Genomic DNA, 17,993 nt, shown 5'->3' with positions numbered 1-17,993 from the left:
GGGACCCCGAGAGAGATGGCACGTCCGATCACGCTGTTCACCGGCCAGTGGGCCGACCTGCCGTTCGAGGAGGTCGCGCGACTGGCCGCGGAGTGGGGTTACGACGGCTTGGAGATCGCCTGCTGGGGCGACCACCTGGACCCGTGGCGGGCCGCCGAGGACGACGACTACGTCGCCGACCGGCTGGCGGTGCTGGCCAAGCACAACCTGAAGGTGTGGACGATCTCCAACCACCTCACCGGCCAGGCGGTGTGCGATGACCCGATCGACGAGCGGCACCAGGGCATCCTGTCCCCGCGCATCTGGGGCGACGGCGACGCCGAGGGCGTCCGGCAACGCGCTGCGGAGGAGATGAAGGCCACCGCCCGCGCGGCGGCCCGGTTGGGCGCTTCGACGGTTGTCGGCTTCACCGGCTCGTCCATCTGGAAGACCGTGGCGATGTTCCCGCCCGTGCCCGCGTCCATGGTCGACGCGGGCTACCAGGACTTCGCCGACCGGTGGAACCCGATCCTGGACGTGTTCGACGAGGTCGGGGTGAAGTTCGCGCACGAGGTGCACCCGTCCGAGATCGCCTACGACTACTGGACGACCACCCGGACGTTGGAGGCGATCGGCCACCGTCCCGCGTTCGGCCTGAACTGGGACCCGTCCCACTTCGTGTGGCAGGACCTGGACCCGATCGGCTTCCTGTGGGACTTCCGCGACCGGATCTACCACGTGGACTGCAAGGACGCCCGCCGCCAGGTGGGGGATGGTCGAAACGGTCGGATGGGCTCGCACCTGCCGTGGGGCGACCCGAGGCGGGGCTGGGACTTCGTGTCCACCGGGCGCGGGGACGTGCCGTGGGAGCGGGCGTTCCGGATGCTCAACACCATCGGATACACCGGACCCATCAGCGTCGAGTGGGAAGACGCCGGCATGGACCGCCTGGTGGGTGCCCCGGAGGCCCTGGACTTCGTCCGCCGCAACGCCTTCGACCCGCCTTCGGCGTCCTTCGACGCGGCTTTCTCCAGCAGCCAGGACTCGGCGTGAGCCTCGAACGCGTGGGCCTTGAACGTGTGGGCCTTGATCGCGTGGGCCTTGATCGCGTGGGCCTGTGGCTCAATGGGGGCCGGGGATCGGTGGCTACCACCGCGATCACCGGCCTCCTGGCCCTGCGCGCGGGGCTGGCCTCACCCACGGGGTGCGTCTCGGAGCTGCTGGACGCCCCTTTGCCGCCGTGGGGCGCTTTCACGGTCGGCGGCCACGACATCACTGCCACCCCGTTGGTGAAGCGCGCGGAGTCTCTGACCCGGGACGGCGTGCTTCCGCCTGACCTCGTGGCGACTTTGTCGGACGACCTGGCTGCGGTGGACGCGGAGATCCTGCCTGGGTACCAGCCTGGTGATTTCTCCGGCAGCCAGGCCGAGGCGGCGGCGCGGTTGGCCGCTGACATCGCGGCTTTTCGCGCGCGGCACGAGCTGGCGCGGGTGGTGGTCGTCAACGTGGCCTCCACCGAGCCGCTGGCTTCGGTGTCCCAGGGGTCGTTGGAGGAGTTGGAAGAGGCACTCCGCGTCCCCGGCCAGGTGGTGCTGCCGCCGAGCTCGTTGGTGGCGTACGCGGCTTTCCAGGCCGGGTGCGCTTTCGTGGACTTCACCCCGTCCACCGGCGTGGCATTGCCGGCGTTGGACGAGCTGGCGCTGGGGAAGGGTTTGCCTTATGCCGGGCGTGACGGCAAGACGGGGGAGACCCTGCTGAGGGCCGCGCTCGCGCCCATGTTCACCTCGCGGGCGTTGCGGGTGCTGTCGTGGGCCGGGACCAACCTGCTCGGTGGCGGTGATGGGTCCACGCTGGCCGATCCCGAGCATGCGAAGAGCAAGTCGGTGTCGAAGGCGCGTGGGTTGGCGGCGTTGCTGGGCGAGGACGTGAGTGCTCCTTTGCACATCGACTACGTGCCTGACTTGGGCGAGCGGAAGACCGCCTGGGACCACGTGTCGTTCGAGGGGTTCTTGGGCGCGCGGATGTCGTTGCAGCTGACGTGGAGTGGTCTGGACTCGTCGCTGGCGGCTCCGCTGGTGCTGGACCTGGCACGGCTGCTGGCGGCGGCGCACTCGGCTGGTCGGGTGGGGGTGCAGGCGGAGTTGGGGTTCTTTTTCAAGGACCCGTTGGGTAGTGACGAGCACCGGTTGGCGGAGCAGGCTCAGGCGCTGCGTGAGTGGGCGCGAAGTCTGCGCTGACGCGCTCTCAAGATCAAAAGCGAAAGATCAAGAGCGAAAGATCAAGAGCGAAAGATCAAAAGCGAAAAGCTCAAAAGCGGACGCTCGCCGCTGGGCAGGCCCCCGGGGGTGGGAAGGGCGTCGGTTTCGTTCCCCCGTCCGGCCTGCCGGAGGCAACCACACTTGGCCCGTTTGAGCAACCGGAAAAGCTGGTTGCACAAACGGGCCAAGCGTGGTTGGGCTGCGCCCAGGCCGGACGGGGGAACGAAACCGAGGCCCTTCCTGTGGGCTGTGCAGCTCGGGCTTGCGCCTTCGGCGTTGTGGCGTCTCGTGTGTGAGCGGCCCCGGGCTCCTTGTGGAGCCCGGGGCTCGTGCGTCAGACGCGCTGGAGGGTGAAGCGCTGGTTGTTGGCCCCGGTCACGGTCCATTGCGAGATCCGGGCACCGTCGGCCGTGGAAGCGCTCCACACGTCCAGTGCCAACCCGCTGGCCCGGTTCACCAGGCTGATCACGCCGCCGCCCTGGTCCACCACCCGGAACTGCTGTGCCGCCGCTCCCGTGTCGGCCTGCTGGGTGACGTCCGCCCCGGTGGCCGTCCCGGACACTTGTAGCACCAAGCCGCTGTGTCGTGCGCGTACCCGGTAGTACCCGTCGCTCGTCGGCAGGAAGTCGAACTGCTGGTTCAGCCCGCTGCCCACCGTCCACTGGATCAACCCGGCCCCCGCCGCGGTCGAAGCGCCGTTGATGTCGGCCGCCTTGCCGCTGTGCACGGCCACCAACCGGTAGTTGACCCCGGGCTCGACCACTGAACCCACGCCGGTCACGGTCACCCGGTACACGTGCCCGGCCTGTCCCGGGAAGACCACGACGTCCGTCTCGGGGCGCTGTGGCACGACGGCCGTGCCCGTGGTCACGTCGAGCAGTTCGAAAGTGCCGGTGAACGCACGTCCCCGCACCTTCACCGAACCGTCCCGGTCGGGCGCCACGGTGATCTCCGTGGGCTGTCCGCCACTCCACTTCGCGCCGACCGTGAAACCGCCCCGCCCGCGCAACCCGGCGACGCTCCCGGTCGGCCAGGCGGCCGGCAGGGCGGGCAGGACGTGCAGTTCGCCGTTGTGGCTGTGCAGCAGCATCTCGGCGATGCCGGAGGTGGCCCCGAAGTTGCCGTCGATCTGGAACGGCGGGTGCAGGTCGAACATGTTGGGGGCCAGGCGGTCCGTCCGGATCAGGGCGCGGATCAGGTCGTGGGCGCGGGTGCCTTCCTCCATCCGCGCCCAGTAGTTGATCTTCCACGCCAGCGACCACCCGGTGCCGTCGTCGCCGCGCAGTTGCAGGGTCCGGCGTGCCGCGCTGTAGAGCGCCGGGGTGCCGCGCTTGGTGATCTGGTTGCTCGGGTGCAGGCCGTACAGGTGGGAGATGTGCCGGTGGTTCGGTTCGGTCTCCACCCAGTCGTACAGCCACTCCTGGATGTTGCCGCGCGAACCCACCTTCATCGGGGCCAGTCTCGCCCTCGCGGCCTGCACCTGGGTGCGGAAGTCGGCGTCCACGCCCAGGACCTCGCTCGCCCGTGCGCAGCCGTCGAACAGGTCGCGCAGGATCTGCATGTCCATGGTCGGGCCCGCGCAGATCGACGCGTTGGTGTGGTGCAGCATCTCCGGCGAGTTGGACGGGTTGGTCACCAGCACGTTCAGCCTGGGCTCGTTGACCAGGGTGTCGAGGAAGAACCGCGCCGCACCCTTCAGCGCGGGGTAGCGCTGGCGCAGGAACTCGACGTCCCCGGTGAACAGGTAGTGGTCCCAGATCATGGTGGCCAGCCACGCGCCGCCGGTCTGCCACATGCCCCAGAGAGCGCCGTCCACGACCGAGGCGCCGCGCCAGCCGTCCGTGTTGTGGTGCACGACCCAGCCGCCCGCGCCGTACTGGGCGGAGGCCACCCGGGCGCCGGTCACGGTGAGGTCGTCGATCATCTTGAACACCGGCTCGAAGCACTCCGACAGGTTCGTGGTGTCGGTGGGCCAGTAGTTCATGGGCAGGTTGGCGTTCAGGGTGTACTTGCTGTCCCACGACGGGGCCATCTGGTCGTTCCAGATGCCCTGGAGGTTCGCGGGCTGGGTGCCCGGCCGGGACGACGAGATCAGCAGGTACCGGCCGTACTGGAACAGCAGCGTCGACAGGTGCGGGTCGCTGGTGGACGCGTGCTGGGCGATGCGGACGTCGGTGGTCTGGTCGGCGGCGGCCGTGCGGCCCAGGTCGAGCGTGACCCGGTTGAACAGCCGCTGGTAGTCGGCGACGTGCCGGCTGCGCAGCGTGTCCCACGCGACGCCCTGGGCCGCGGTGAGGTGCCGGGACGCGATCCCCTGGTGGTCGCCGTTCACGGTCCGGTAGTCGACGTAGCTCGTGCCGATCGAGATCAGCAGGGTCACGCTGTCGGCGCCGGTCACGCGCAGGGTGCCCGTGGTGCTGCTGGTGCTGCCGCCGGTCGCGATCGCGCGGACCAGGGCGGTGAACCGCACCTGGCCGGGGATGCCCCGGTGGTCGCCCGAGACGCCGGACAGCGCGATCGTCGTGCCGTCGGGGCTGGACGCGGTCGTCCGCTGCGGGCTGGTGAAGGACGCCGTGAACGTCACCGAGGCGGCCCGGTCGGCGGTCAGCCGGACCGCGATCACCTGGTCGGGGGCGGACGCGATGACCTCGCGGCGGTGGCGGACGCCGTTGGCGACGTAGGTGGCGACCGTGGTGGCCGTGGCGAGGTCGAGCCAGCGCTGGTAGCCGGTCACCGTGCCCGGCGCGGGGAAGGCCAGGCGCAGGTCGCCCACGGGCTGGTAGGCCAACTGGGCGGCGGGGTTGCCGAGCATGGCCCGGTTGGCCAGGTCCTGCGCCTGGGTCCACTGGTCGGCGAACACCAGCCGCCGGATCTCGGCCAGCGCGCTCGCGCCCTGCGTGTTGGTGTAGTCGTGCGGACCGCCCGCCCAGAGCGTGTCCTCGTTGAGCTGCAGGCGTTCGGTGTCGGTGTTGCCGAACACCATCGCGCCCAGCCGGCCGTTGCCGATCGGCAGCGCGCGCAGCCAGTCGGTGCCCGCCGACTCGTCGTACCACAGGGCCAGGTCACCGCCCGGGGTCGCCGCGTCGGCGACGCGGCTCAGGCCGAGGGAGGTCAGGGCGGCGCCCGCGGCGCCCAGCACGATCGCTTGCCTTCGGGAGAGTTCCGGCATTGGATGCTCCACAGTGGATTGCCGATGGGGGACGGGCGGCGGTGTCGACGCGGGTGCGGCCGGGGCCTCGGCCTCATCCGCGAGCGTGGGGGAACGGGCGACGCGGGCGGGCGGCGTGGGCGGGGGTCATCCGCGAGCGGTGGGCAGGTGGCGGCGGGATTCGGCGTCGCCCGCCAGCAGGAGGTAGGCGGCGGCGGTCCAGGTGTAGGCGCGGTCGCGCAGGCCCTGGCCGGTGAGGGCGTCGAAGTTCTCCGCGAAGCCCGACTTCTCGCACAGCGCGCGGAACCGGGCGCTGACCTCGTCGGCCAGCTCGACCGACCCGCCCCGGCGCAGGCCGTCCTCGACCAGCACGGTCGCCGGCGCCCACACCGGCCCCCGCCAGTAGCCGTCGGCCTCGTAGGCGGGGGAGTCGGGCAGCTCGGTGGACAGGCCCACCGGGGTCAGGTGCCGGGCCACGCCGGCGGCGACGACCCCGCGCACCGCGGAGGGCAACTGGTCACCCAGCACGACCGGCATGAGGTCCAGCAGGCTCGCCGTGGTGCGTGGAGCGCCACCCACCGACCGGCTGGTGAACGCCGAACCGTTCCACAGCCGCCGCATCAGCTCCGACTGCACCGCGGCGGCCTCGCGGGTCCACCGGGTCGCGGCGACCGCGTCACCGCCCTCCCACGCCAGCCGCGCCAGCTCGCGCATCTGCAGCACCAGGAACGCGGGCAGGTCCGCCGACTGCACCGCGCCGGGACCCTGGAAGACGGTGGAGTTGTCCCACCCGCTGTCGTTGCCGTGCTCGTAGTGCGGCAGCGGCTCGCCGGGCGCACGGCGGTGGTCCAGCCAGAACCGCGTCCACGCCGACAGCCGGTGGTACAGGTCGGCCAGTTCGCTGCGCGGCAGCCCGCCGGGCAGGCGTTCGCGCAGCCGGGCCACCGCCCACCCGTGCACGGGCGGTTTGACGAAGTTGTAGAGCACCTCGGCGTGGGTGATCGAGTCGGGCAGCGCGCCCTCGGGCGTCTGGTGGTCGAACACGACCTGGAGCTGGTCCCACGCCAGCCTCGGCTCGCCGGCGGCCAGCGCGAGGGCGGTGAAGCAGTGGTCCCAGCTCCACACCTTGTCCATCCAGTGCTTGGACATCAGCACCGCCGGCCGCCCGATGAACCCCGCCGGGTCCACCACCGCCGACCACAGCACGTAGCAGGCCAGCTCGGCGGCCGGCGTCCGGTCGCTGCGCCACGGCGCCACGGCGTCGGTGAACGCCGCGAACGCCCGCCGGGTCCCCGCCACGACGTCCTCGAACGGCGGGCGCACCCCGACCGGCTCGCGGGCCGTCGTCAGCTCCTCCAGCACCACCTCCCACGCCCCGCCGTCGTCCCCGACGACGATCGCGCGCTCGGCGGTGCCCAGCGACCACGCGCCGGACCGGTGGGCGTTCCCGGCCAGCACGGTGACCCGGTAGCGGTGGCCGGTCTCGTAGGAGGTGAACACGGGCGCGGAGGACACCGGGTCGAAGAACAGGTAGGTCCCGGTGAACGGCGTCAGCGTGTCGTCGGCCGCCGCGATGCTCAGCCCGAGGCCGCGCCCGGAGATCCGCAGCGCGGTGGGCGACTCGAACGCCGCCCGCACCTGTCCGCGCTCGGCAGTCCAGGTCAGCACCGCCGGGTCCGCGGTCACCGCGGCCGGCACGCGCTCCCGCCCGCGCACGGGGACCAGGCGCAGCACCGCGTGCATCCCGTTGCGGTGCGACACCAGGTGCAGGTCGTCGGCGTAGGTGGCCAGGCCGACCACCGGTGACAGGTTCAACCACGAACCCCGGTGGCTGAACGGGATCTCCCGCACCGAGAAGTCGACCACTGGCGCCCCCTTCAGTCCTTGACCGCGCCCGCCGTGACCCCCGCGGCGACGAACCGCTGGGCCAGCACGAGCAGGACGGCGGCCGGCACGGACGCCACCACGGCGGTCGCCATGATCGCGTTCCACTCCTGGTTGTTGTTGCCGATGTAGCGGTAGATCCCCAGCGTGAGCGGCTTGAGCGCGCCGCCGCCGTCGAGGGTCGCGGCGAACAGGAAGTCCGACCACGCCCACAGGAACGCGAACAGCGCCGCCGTGACCAGCCCGTTGCGGCTGGAAGGCAGCACGACCGACCAGAACACGCGCACCGGCCCGGCGCCGTCGATCCGCGCCGCCTGCACCAGTTCGTCGGGCACCGACGCCATGAACGACGTCAGCACCAGCACCGCGAACGGCACGGCGATGGTCGAGTCGGCGAAGATCAAGCCCCACACCGTGTTCGTGATGCCCAGCCGCACGTAGACGCTGTAGAAGCCCAGGGCCATGATGATCCCCGGGATCATCTGCGCCACCAGCAGCACGAACTGCAGCGGCGCCCGGCCGCGGGGGCGCAGCTTGGCCAGCGCGTAGGCGGCGGGCGCGGCCAGCACCAACGTCACCGCGACCACCCCCACGCCGACCAGCGCGCTGGTGCCGAAGTAGGGCAGTTGCTCGCGCAGCACGCGGGCGTACCCGTCGAAGGTCGGTGCGAGCGGGAACAGGTCGGGCGGCGACTTGCGCATCCGGTCGGCGGGGGTCAGCGAGACGGCGACCATCCAGTAGACCGGGAACAGCATGACGGCGGTGAGCAGCAGGCCCACCGCGGTGCGCCACCACCTCATGTCGCTGCCTCCTGGTGGCGTTGGAGCCGCACGTAGAGCAGGCCGGCGGCCACGGCGAGCAGGATCAGCACGTTCCCCACCGCCGCGCTGGGGCCGAAGCGGGGCAGGGCGTTGCCGAAGCCCAGCTCGTAGGACCAGGTGGCGAACGTGGTGGACGAGCCGCTGGGTCCGCCCCGGGTCATGATCCAGATGACGTCGAAGACCTTGAGCGTGTAGACCAGCCCGAGCAGCAGCGTCACCGCGGACACCGGCCGCAGCATCGGGAAGGTGATGTGCCGGAACTTCTGCCACTCACCCGCGCCGTCCAGCGCGGCGGCCTCGTAGACGTGGTCCGGGATGTTCTTCAGGCCGCTGTAGAGCACGACCAGGTTGAACGGGATGCCGATCCAGATGTTGGCGACCGTGACCGCGACCAGCGACCAGTCCGGCGAGGTCAGCCAGGCGACCTTGTCGATGCCGAAGGTCTTGAGGGCGGCGTTGACCACCCCGGCCTCGCTGTTGAGCATCCACGCCCAGGTCGAGGCGGACACGATCAGCGGCATGAGCCAGGGGACCAGGAACAGGGCGCGCAGGATCGCCGAGAGGTGGAAGTTGCGGGAGAAGAACACCGCCAGCGCGAGGCCGATGGCGTACTGGAAGACCAGCGAACCGGCGGTGAACAGGACCGTGTTGACCAGCGCGGTGCGGAAGGTGGGGTCGGTGAAGACCTGGACGTGGTTGCGCAGGCCGACCAGCGGGGCGCCACCGTACACGAAGGACCGGACGGTGTGGTCGCGGACGCTGAGGTCGATGTTGGTCAGGAGCGGGTAGGCGTAGCAGAGGAGCAGGTAGGCGACCAGGGGCAGCAGGAACGCCCACCCGGCGAGCTGCCGGCGCGACGACTCGGTGAGCCGGGGTTCCCGGGTGGGGCGTGCGGGCGGGGTGTCCCGAGTGGGCCGACCGGGTGGGGCGAGTCGCTCCGGCAGGTCGGTTCCGGTGTGCGGCACGGGTCACTTCGCCGCGGCGGACGCGGCCTCGGCCAGTGCCTCCCGCGGCGACTTCGCCCCGGTCAGCGCCGCCTGCACGGCCGTCCACAGGGGCTGGGAGATGCGCGGGTACTTCGTGCCCAGGCCGTCGCCGGTCCGGCCCTTGGCCGCCTGCACCGCCTCCGCCCACACCTTCAGCTCGGGCTGCTGGGCGACCTGCTTGTCCCGCACCGAGGGCACGGCGGAGACGTAGGTCAGCGCGGTGTCGGTGGCCAGCACGTTGTCCGGGCTGACCAGGCAGGCCGCGACCTTCGCGGCGGTGGCCTCGGTGGCGCTGTCGCGCTGCGCGGGCACGGTGACGAACTCGCCGCCGGTCGGGGCGGGCGCGACGCCGCCGGAGCGGGCCGGGATCGCCAGGACGCCGACCTCGAAACCGGTCTTGGCGGCGTTGGCCAGGTTCCAGGTGCCGTTCTCGGCGAAGGCGTACTCGCCGGTCGCGAACTCCTGCCAGCTCACGACCTGCGTGTTGCCGATGGCGGTGTCGGTCGCGTAACCCTTGTCCAGCCACGACTTCCACAGCGCGAGCGCGGACTCCGCCTCGGGGGAGTCCAACTTGGTCAGGTTCGCGCCCGCACCCCAGAACCAGGGCAGGAACTGGAACGTGCCCTCCTCGGTGCCGATCGCCGCGAACGTGATGCCCTTGCGCCCGGCGGCGGCGACCTTGGCCAGGGCGGCGTCGAGGGAGGCCCAGTCGGTGATCGTCGCCGGGTCCACGCCGGCGGCGTTGAGCACGGGCTTGTTGTAGTACAGGCCCAGGGTGTTGGCGCCGATGGGCACGCCGTAGGTCTTGCCGCCGGTCTGGGCGGCGGCGACCAGGTTGGGCGCGGCGGCGGACGCGTCCAACCCGCTGTCCTGGTTGGACTTGAGCACACCCGCCTCGGCCAGCGTGGAGACGACGGGGTTGTCCACCACGAGCACTTCCGGCGCGGTGCCCTGCTGGGCGGCCAGCAGCACCTTGCTGGTCAGGTCGGTGGTGTCGTAGGACTGCCGCTCGACCTTCACCCCGTTCTGCTGCCCGCACCGGTCGATGACCTTGGCCCACTCGGAACTCGCGTCGAAGTGCGGGTAGGGGTCCCACAGCTCGAACGCGCCCCCACCCCCGCCCCCGGAGGAGGACGAACACCCGGCGGCGGCGAGTCCGACCGCGACCAGTGCCGCGGCCAGCCGCCGGGCGATCGGAGTGCGCTGCATCAGGCGTCCCTTCCGGAGGTCCACGTCCGGGCGAACGGGTCGAACCGGTTCGACCGGTGCGCTGTTACGTCAACGTAATGACCTTGGCCACGGTGCGCAAGCCCCAGGAAGCCGTATCATCGACGCCAGTCGAATGCGTCGAATAGCTAATCGAATCGGTTGGACGGTGAGCGCATGAACATCGGCGAGATCGCCAGGCGTGCGGGCGTGTCGCGCAGCACGGTGTCCTACGCGCTCAGCGGGAAGCGACCGGTCGCCGAGGCCACCGCCAAGCGGATCAACGACGTGATCAGCGAGCTGGGCTACCGCCCCAACGCCAGCGCGCGCGCCCTGGCCGAGGGTCGGACGCGCACCTTGGGCCTGGTCATCCCGCCCGCCGGCACGCGGCTGACCGGCGTGCAGCTCGGGTTCGTCGCCGGGGTCGTCGAGGCGGCGGCGGCCCACGACCTCGACGTGCTGCTGTCACCCAGCGGCGGCTGGCACTACCGGTCCTTCGAGCGGATCGTCACCGGTCGGCGCGTCGACGGCGTGATCCTGATGGAGATACTGCTGGACGACCCGAGGGTGGCCACGCTGGAGGAGAGCGGCCTGCCCTTCGTCACCATCGGCCACGTCGAGCACCCCGGCGCGTCGTGGTGGGTGGACGTGGACTACGCGGCGCTGATCAAGAGGTGCGTGCACCACCTGGCCGACCTGGGGCACGAGGAGGTCGTGCTGGTCAACCGCTCGGCCGAGCTCGTCGCGTCCGGCTACGGCCCGGCGGCGCGGTCCACGGCCGGGTTCCTGGAGGCGGCCGAGCAGCGCGGCGTGCGGGGGCACGTGGTGACCTGTGCCGACGAGCCGGGTGCGGGTTATGCGTGCTTCGAGGAGATCCGCGCCGACTACCCCGACGTCACCGGGCTGGTGACCATCAACGAAGCCGCCCTGCCGGGCCTGCAACGCGCGCTGCACCACGCCGGGCTGGAGGTCCCGCGCGACTTCTCGATCACCGGTGTCATCGCCGACCACCTGGCGGAGGACTTCCACCCGCCGCTGACCGCCGCGGACGTGCCGGCCGCCGACATGGCCCGGTTGGCCCTGGAACTGCTGGTGGAGCAGATCGCCAACCCCGGTGCGACGCCCCGGCACGCCTTGCTCGTGCCCCCGGTGACCCTGCGCTCCAGCACGGGTGCCCGCAGGCGCTGACCCGGCGGTCGAACAGCCCGGCACGCCGGCGTTGACCTGCGCGTCTTCGGCCGGTCGGAGCGTTTCGATTGGCGCAACCGTTGCGCTGCGCGGGGCCGCACGCGTACGGTGAGCCCGCGATCGAATCGGTTCGACCTGTCATCGCTTGACTCGATCCGTCGGAGTTGCTCATGGTTCAACGGCGAACTGAAACCTCCGCGCCGCCGGGGAGCCGTGGCTCCACCACGACCCGTCCCTGCACCGGGAGTCTCTTGTGGACACCACCCGTCGACGGCTGCGCGCCCTCGCTGTACTGCTCGCGGTCTTGACCGCGTTACCGATGGTCGGCCTGCCCGCACAGGCCGCCGACGAATCGCTCGGCGTCGACTTCTCCGTGACCGGCGCCGCGCCCACCTACCGGGCCTCGGGCTGGATCTACGGCATGACCGAGGACGCCTCCGCTCCGGCCGACAACTTCTTCAAGGACGTCAAGTTCCGCTACATGCGCGCCGGCGGCGCGCAGCTGGACAGCCCCGGCGGTTGGGTGTCGGGCAAGTACGACCGGCGGTGGAACGCCACCCGCGCCCAGCTGCTGCGCACGCGCGCGCTCGGCGGGGAGTTCGTCCTGCTGCCGCACGACCTGTGGGGCGCGGACGGCTACGGCATCTCGCGCTTCCCCGGTGACAACGGCAACTGGGCCGACTACGACGCCTTCCTGACCCGCCTGTTCGCCGACGTCCGCGCGACCGGCGTCCCCGTCCAGTGGGACATCTGGAACGAACCCAACATCACGATCTTCTGGAACCGCCCGCAGTCCCAGTACTTCGAGCTCTGGCGGCGGACCTACCAGCGCATCCGCGCGGAGTTCCCCAACCAGCTGATCGTCGGCCCCAGCCTGGCCGGCGTGCCGTCGACCTCGCCGGGCTGGTGGACGCAGTACCTGGACTTCGTGCGCGCCAACAACGTCGTGCCCGACATCGTCAGCTGGCACGCCCTGCCCAGCGACCCGGTCGCGAACGTGGCGGCGGCCAACTCCAGCCTGGACGCGCGCGGCATCCCGCACCCGCGCCCGTACCAGATCAACGAGTACGCGGCCTCCAACGAGCAGAACCCCGCCGACGGCGCCTGGTACATCGCCCGGCTGGAACGGGCCGGCGCGGACGGCCTGCGGGCGAACTGGGCCAGCGGCGGCAGCCTGCACAACGACCTGGCCAGCCTGCTCGTGCGCGACTCGGCGGGCCGCCACCAGCCCAAGGGCGAGTGGTGGGTCTACAAGTTCTACGGCTCGCAGACCGGCCTGAGCACCGCGGTCACCGCGAGCGCGAACTACGACGCCTACGCCACCAAGGACACCGGCAGCGCGAAGGTCCTCGTCGGCGGCGGCCGGACGACCGGCAACATCGCGGTGAACCTGCGCCGGCTGGACACCGTCAGCGGTGTCGTGGTGAACAACCAGGTGCGGGTGGTCGCCGAGCGCATCCCGCACAACGGTGGCGCGGCGGTGGCCGGTCCGGTGCCGGTGCTGAACACCGTCGTCACGCTGTCCAACAACGGCACGACGGTGAACCTCCCGCACACCGCGATCGACGACACCTTCACCATCACCCTGCTGCCGCCCGGCGACACCGGCGGCGGGTCGTTCGAGTCCACCGCGGTCGCCCAGCACTCGCAGCAGTGCCTGACCAACCCCAACCGCAGCACCAGCGACGGCACCCAGCAGCAGCAACAGGCCTGCGGCACGGGTGACGAGCAGCGGTGGACGTTCACCCCGGTGCCGGGGCAGACGGACACCTTCACGGTGGTCAACCGCCAGTCCGGCAAGTGCCTGGACGTCAACGCCGCGTCCACTTCGGACGGTGCCGCGGTCATCCAGTGGGCCTGCCACGGCAACGCGAACCAGCAGTACACCCTGCGCAAGGTCACCTACGCCGGCAGCGACGCCCGCGACTATCAGTTGGTGGCACGGCACAGCGGCAAGTGCGTCGACGTCAACGCGGTGTCGACCACGCCCGGTGCGCTGGTGCACCAGTGGACCTGCAACCCGGTGACCCAGGCCAGTCCGCTCAACCAGACCTGGCGCCTGCCCGGTCGCTAGCAGACCGCGGGTCGGCGGGTCCTCCCGGTGCGGGGGACCCGCCGACCCCGTTGCCATCCCACGTCTGGGAGCGCTCCCGGACAGCTGGGGCGGCCATCCTCCAACGGCGAAGGAGAAGCATGACCCGGCACACCCGCTCGACCCGATGGCGGAAGGCACTCCTGACCTCCGCACTCGCCCTGACCACCGCCGCCACGCTCGCGCCGACCGCTTCGGCCGCGGAGACCACGCTGGGCGCGGCGGCGGCGCAGACCGGCCGCTACTTCGGCGCGGCCGTGGCCGCGGGGCGGCTCGGTGACAGCCAGTACACGACGATCCTCAACCGCGAGTTCAGCTCCATCACGCCCGAGAACGAGATGAAGTGGGACGCGACCGAGCCGGCCCGCGGCAGCTTCAACTACGGCCCGGCCGACCGGATCGTGAGCCACGCCCGCGCCAACGGCAAGCGCATGCGCGGCCACACCCTCGTCTGGCACTCGCAGCTGCCCGCCTGGGTGACCAACATCCAGGACGCCAACACCCTGCGCAGCGTGATGAACAACCACATCACCAACGTCATGACCCACTTCAAGGGCCAGATCGAGGCGTGGGACGTGGTCAACGAGGCGTTCGCCGACGGCACCACCCAGCTGCGGAACTCGATCTTCCGCCAGCGGCTGGGCGACGGGTTCATCGAGGAGGCCTTCCGCACGGCCCGCGCCGTCGACCCGGCCGCGAAGCTCTGCTACAACGACTACAACGTCGAGGACTGGAACGCGGCCAAGACGCAGGGCATGTACAACATGGTCCGCGACTTCAAGGCCCGTGGCGTCCCGATCGACTGCGTGGGCCTGCAGTCGCACTTCGGTTCCGGCGGCGCGCCGAGCGCGTTCCGCACCACGATCACCAACTTCGCGGCGCTGGGCGTGGACGTGCAGCTGACCGAGCTGGACATCGCGGGCGCGGGGTCCACGCAGTACAGCAACGTCGTCCAGGCGTGCATGGCGGTCGCGCGCTGCACCGGCATCACGACGTGGGGCATCCGGGACAGCGACTCGTGGCGCGCGAGTGAGAACCCGCTGCTGTTCGACCGCTCGGGCAACAAGAAGCCCGCGTACGACTCGGTGCTCGCGGCGCTCAACGGCGGCACCACGCCCGGCGGCGGTGTGCAGGTCGGCGTGAACTACCGGCTCGTCGCGTCGCACAGCGGCAAGGCGGCCGACATCAGCGGTGCGTCCACGGCGGCGGGGGCGCAACTGATCCAGTGGACGGTCGGCAGCGGCCTGAACCAGCAGTTCGACTTCCTGTCCTCCGGTGACAACTACTACCGGGTCCGGGCGCGGCACAGCGGCCTGGTGCTGACCCCCAGCGGCACCGCGACCGGCGCGGACATCACCCAGCAGCCCGACTCCGGCTCCACGTCCCAGCAGTGGCGGGTCGTCGACCACGGCGGCGGCGCGATCAGCCTGGTCAACCGGGTCAGCGGCCTGGCGCTCGACGTCTGGAGCGCCTCCACGGCCGACGGCGCCCGCATCTCCCAGTGGACCTACACCGGCAATTCCAACCAGCGCTTCCAGCTCACCCGCGTCTGACGCGACCTCACGAAAAGGTTCCCCTCCAGCCATGAGAGAACGACTCAAGGCGGCACTCCCGGCCGCCCTCCTGGTCGTGGCGGGCGCGGTGGCCGTCACGACCGCGACCGCACCGACCGCCGCCGCGCACACCGTCAACCCGGCCGACTTCCAGCAGGTCGAGCTCGCCAAGGGCGTCGCCGAGATGGGCGAGCCGATGTCGATGACGGTGCTGCCGGACCGCTCGGTCCTGCACACCTCGCGCAACGGCACCATCCGGCGCACCACAGCGTCCGGGACCACGTCCGTCATCGGCAACATCCCCGTCTACACCCACGACGAGGAAGGCCTGCAGGGCATCGCGGCGGACCCGAACTTCGCCACGAACCGGCAGATCTTCGTCTACTACGCCCCGCCGCTGAACACCCCGGGCGGTGACGCGCCCGCCAGCGGCACGGATTTCTCGGCGTGGAACGGCGTGAACCGGCTGGCCCGGATCACCCTGAACGCCGACTTCACGCTCAACATGTCCACCCAGGTCACCGTGCTGGACGTGGCGACCAGCCGGGGCATGTGCTGCCACGTCGGCGGCGACATCGACTTCGACGCGGCCGGCAACCTGTACCTGTCCACCGGCGACGACTCCAACCCGTTCGACTCCAGCGGGTACACCCCGATCGACGAGCGCTCGGGCCGCAACCCGGCCTACGACGCCCAGCGCAGCGCCGGCAACACCAACGACCTGCGCGGCAAGGTGCTGCGCATCCACCCGGAGCCGAACGGCACGTACACCATCCCGGCGGGCAACCTGTTCGCGCCCGGCACCGCCCGCACCCGGCCCGAGATCTACGCGATGGGCCTGCGCAACCCGTTCCGGTTCAACGTGGACAAGGCGACCGGCACGATCTACCTGGGCGACTACGGCCCGGACGCGGGCTCGGCCAGCAGCACGCGCGGACCGGCCGGCCAGGTCGAGTTCAACCGGATCACCTCGGCCGGCAACTTCGGGTGGCCCTACTGCACGGGCGGCAACACCACCAACGAGACCTACGTGGACTACACGTTCCCGTCCGGTCCGTCCGGCAGCCGGTTCAACTGCGCCGCGCCGGTCAACAACTCGCCCAACAACACCGGCCTGACCAACCTGCCCGCCGCGAAGGCGGCGTGGATCACCTACGACAACTGCTCGTTCTCCGCGTTCGGCTGCGGGTCCGAGTCGCCGATGGCCGCGCCGGTCTACCGGTACGACCCGAACAACCCGTCGACGGTGAAGTTCCCGCAGTCGCTGGACGGGCACGTGTTCGCCACCGAGTTCGGCCGCCGCTGGATCAAGGCCATCGACGTCAACGCCGACGGCTCGCCCGGGCAGGTCAGCGACTTCCCGTGGAAGGGCACGCAGGTCATGGACGCCGCCTTCGGTCCGGACGGCGCGCTGTACGTGCTGGACTACGGCACCGGCTGGGGCAGCGGCGACGCCAGCTCCGCGCTCTACCGCATCGAGTACATCGGCAGCGGCAACAACCGCGCGCCGATCGCGAAGGCGGCGGCGAACAAGACCTCCGGCGCGGCGCCGCTCACGGTGGACTTCTCGTCGGCCGGGTCGTCGGACCCGGAGGGTGGCGCGCTGACCTACGCGTGGAACTTCGGTGACGGCACCTCGTCCACGGCGGCCAACCCCAGCCACACCTTCACCGCCAACGGCCAGTACACCGTCACGCTCACCGTGCGCGACCCGGCCGGGCTCACCGGCAGCACCAACGTGGTCATCACGGTCGGCAACACCGCCCCGGTCGTCACGTTGAACACCCCGGCCAACGGATCCCTGTTCAGCTTCGGCGACACCATCCCGTTCACGATCACCGTCACCGACGCCGAGGACGGCACGATCGACTGCACGCGGGTCAAGCTGAGCTACGTCCTGGGCCACGACAGCCACGGCCACCCGATCACCTCGGTCAACGGCTGCTCCGGCTCGATCCAGATCCCGGCCGACGGCGAGCACGACACGGCGGCCAACCTGTTCGCGGTGTTCGACGCCGAGTACACCGACAACGGCGCGAACGGCGTGGCCCCGGCGACCACGCACACCCAGCACACCCTCCAGCCGCGCCACCGGCAGGCCGAGCACTACTCGTCCATGTCGGGCGTGGGCCTGTACGACAAGACGGCCGCCGAGGGCGGGCGCACGGTCGGCGACGTGCACAACGGCGACTGGATCTCGTTCACCCCGTACAACCTGACCGGCGCCAACCGGTTCACCGCGCGGGTGTCCTCGGGCGGCGCGGGCGGCACGATCTCGGTGCGCACCGGGTCCGCCACCGGCACGGTCCTGGGCACCGCGACGGTCCCGGTGACCGGCGGCTGGGAGACGTTCACCGAGGTCTCGGCCACGCTGTCGAACGTGCCGACCACGTCCGGCCCGCTGTACCTGACCTTCGCGGGCAGCGGCACGGGCTACCTGTTCGACGTGGACGCCTTCACCTTCGGGACCGGTACGGGCACCCGCACCGGACCGATCACCGGGCCGGGCGGCAAGTGCGTGGACGTCAGCGGCGGCAGCACCGCGGACGGCACCAAGATCCAGCTCTGGACGTGCAACAGCGGCACCAACCAGCAGTGGACCGTGCAGGGCACCACGCTGCGGTCGCTGGGCAAGTGCATGGACACCGCCGCCGGCGGCACCGCGGACGGCACCAACGTCCAGCTCGTGACCTGCAACGGCAGCACCAGCCAGAACTGGTCGGTCGGGTCCAACGGGTCCCTGGTCAACGCCAAGTCCAACAAGTGCCTGGACGCCAACGGCGCTTCGACGGCCGACGGCACGCAGCTGATCATCTGGTCCTGCCACGGCGGCACCAACCAGCGCTGGACGCTGCCCTGATGGCTCAAGGAGGAGTGA

General features: G+C 71.0%; 11 protein-coding genes. 6 read left to right on the top strand and 5 right to left on the bottom strand.

Going from position 1 to position 17,993, the window contains the following annotated elements:
* Positions 1–15 precede the first annotated feature (15 nt).
* Both DFJ66_RS05300 and DFJ66_RS05295 read left to right on the top strand, forming a co-directional pair.
* Positions 16–1,032 (top strand): sugar phosphate isomerase/epimerase family protein, encoded by a 1,017-nt coding sequence (locus DFJ66_RS05300; protein WP_121218483.1) that lies wholly within the window; start codon positions 16–18, stop codon positions 1,030–1,032.
* A gap of 62 nt (positions 1,033–1,094) precedes the next feature.
* Positions 1,095–2,216: an inositol-3-phosphate synthase gene (locus DFJ66_RS05295; protein WP_211351539.1), complete on the top strand. Its 1,122-nt coding sequence runs from the start codon at positions 1,095–1,097 to the stop codon at positions 2,214–2,216.
* A 355-nt stretch (positions 2,217–2,571) separates the two neighbouring features.
* Here the strand turns inward: DFJ66_RS05295 and DFJ66_RS05290 are convergent, their stop codons facing one another.
* The 5 genes from DFJ66_RS05290 to DFJ66_RS05270 all read right to left on the bottom strand — a co-directional run bounded on the left by DFJ66_RS05290 (position 2,572) and on the right by DFJ66_RS05270 (position 10,285).
* Positions 2,572–5,406, bottom strand: coding sequence for a glycosyl hydrolase family 95 catalytic domain-containing protein (locus DFJ66_RS05290; RefSeq protein ID WP_121218481.1), 2,835 nt, complete (start codon positions 5,404–5,406; stop codon positions 2,572–2,574).
* A 126-nt stretch (positions 5,407–5,532) separates the two neighbouring features.
* Positions 5,533–7,251, bottom strand: a complete 1,719-nt coding sequence (locus DFJ66_RS05285; protein WP_121218479.1) for an amylo-alpha-1,6-glucosidase — start codon at positions 7,249–7,251, stop codon at positions 5,533–5,535.
* Between the two features lie 11 nt (positions 7,252–7,262).
* Positions 7,263–8,069 (bottom strand): carbohydrate ABC transporter permease, encoded by an 807-nt coding sequence (locus tag DFJ66_RS05280; protein ID WP_121218477.1) that lies wholly within the window; start codon positions 8,067–8,069, stop codon positions 7,263–7,265.
* Positions 8,066–9,055, bottom strand: a complete 990-nt coding sequence (locus tag DFJ66_RS05275; RefSeq protein WP_246029584.1) for a carbohydrate ABC transporter permease — start codon at positions 9,053–9,055, stop codon at positions 8,066–8,068. Before DFJ66_RS05275 ends, DFJ66_RS05280 begins: the two co-directional genes overlap by 4 nt.
* Positions 9,056–9,058: 3 nt before the next feature.
* Positions 9,059–10,285, bottom strand: coding sequence for a sugar ABC transporter substrate-binding protein (locus tag DFJ66_RS05270; RefSeq protein WP_121230694.1), 1,227 nt, complete (start codon positions 10,283–10,285; stop codon positions 9,059–9,061).
* A 174-nt stretch (positions 10,286–10,459) separates the two neighbouring features.
* Between DFJ66_RS05270 and DFJ66_RS05265 the strand changes: the two genes are divergently transcribed.
* The 4 genes from DFJ66_RS05265 (at position 10,460) to DFJ66_RS44890 (ending at position 17,975) form a co-directional block, all read left to right on the top strand.
* Positions 10,460–11,470 carry a LacI family DNA-binding transcriptional regulator gene (locus DFJ66_RS05265; protein WP_121218475.1) on the top strand — a complete coding sequence of 337 codons (1,011 nt, stop codon included), beginning with the start codon at positions 10,460–10,462 and terminating at the stop codon, positions 11,468–11,470.
* A 253-nt stretch (positions 11,471–11,723) separates the two neighbouring features.
* The gene (locus tag DFJ66_RS05260; RefSeq protein WP_246029583.1) at positions 11,724–13,544 is read left to right on the top strand and encodes an RICIN domain-containing protein; all 1,821 of its coding nucleotides are present in this window, start codon (positions 11,724–11,726) and stop codon (positions 13,542–13,544) included.
* Positions 13,545–13,663: 119 nt separating this feature from the next.
* Positions 13,664–15,115, top strand: coding sequence for a glycoside hydrolase family 10 protein (locus DFJ66_RS05255; protein ID WP_121218473.1), 1,452 nt, complete (start codon positions 13,664–13,666; stop codon positions 15,113–15,115).
* A gap of 31 nt (positions 15,116–15,146) precedes the next feature.
* The gene (locus tag DFJ66_RS44890; RefSeq protein WP_121218471.1) at positions 15,147–17,975 is read left to right on the top strand and encodes a PQQ-dependent sugar dehydrogenase; all 2,829 of its coding nucleotides are present in this window, start codon (positions 15,147–15,149) and stop codon (positions 17,973–17,975) included.
* The last annotated feature ends 18 nt before the right edge of the window (positions 17,976–17,993 follow it).

Source organism: Saccharothrix variisporea (assembly GCF_003634995.1).
GTDB classification, from domain to species: domain Bacteria; phylum Actinomycetota; class Actinomycetes; order Mycobacteriales; family Pseudonocardiaceae; genus Actinosynnema; species Actinosynnema variisporeum.
This window is presented reverse-complemented; position numbering and strand designations above follow the sequence as displayed.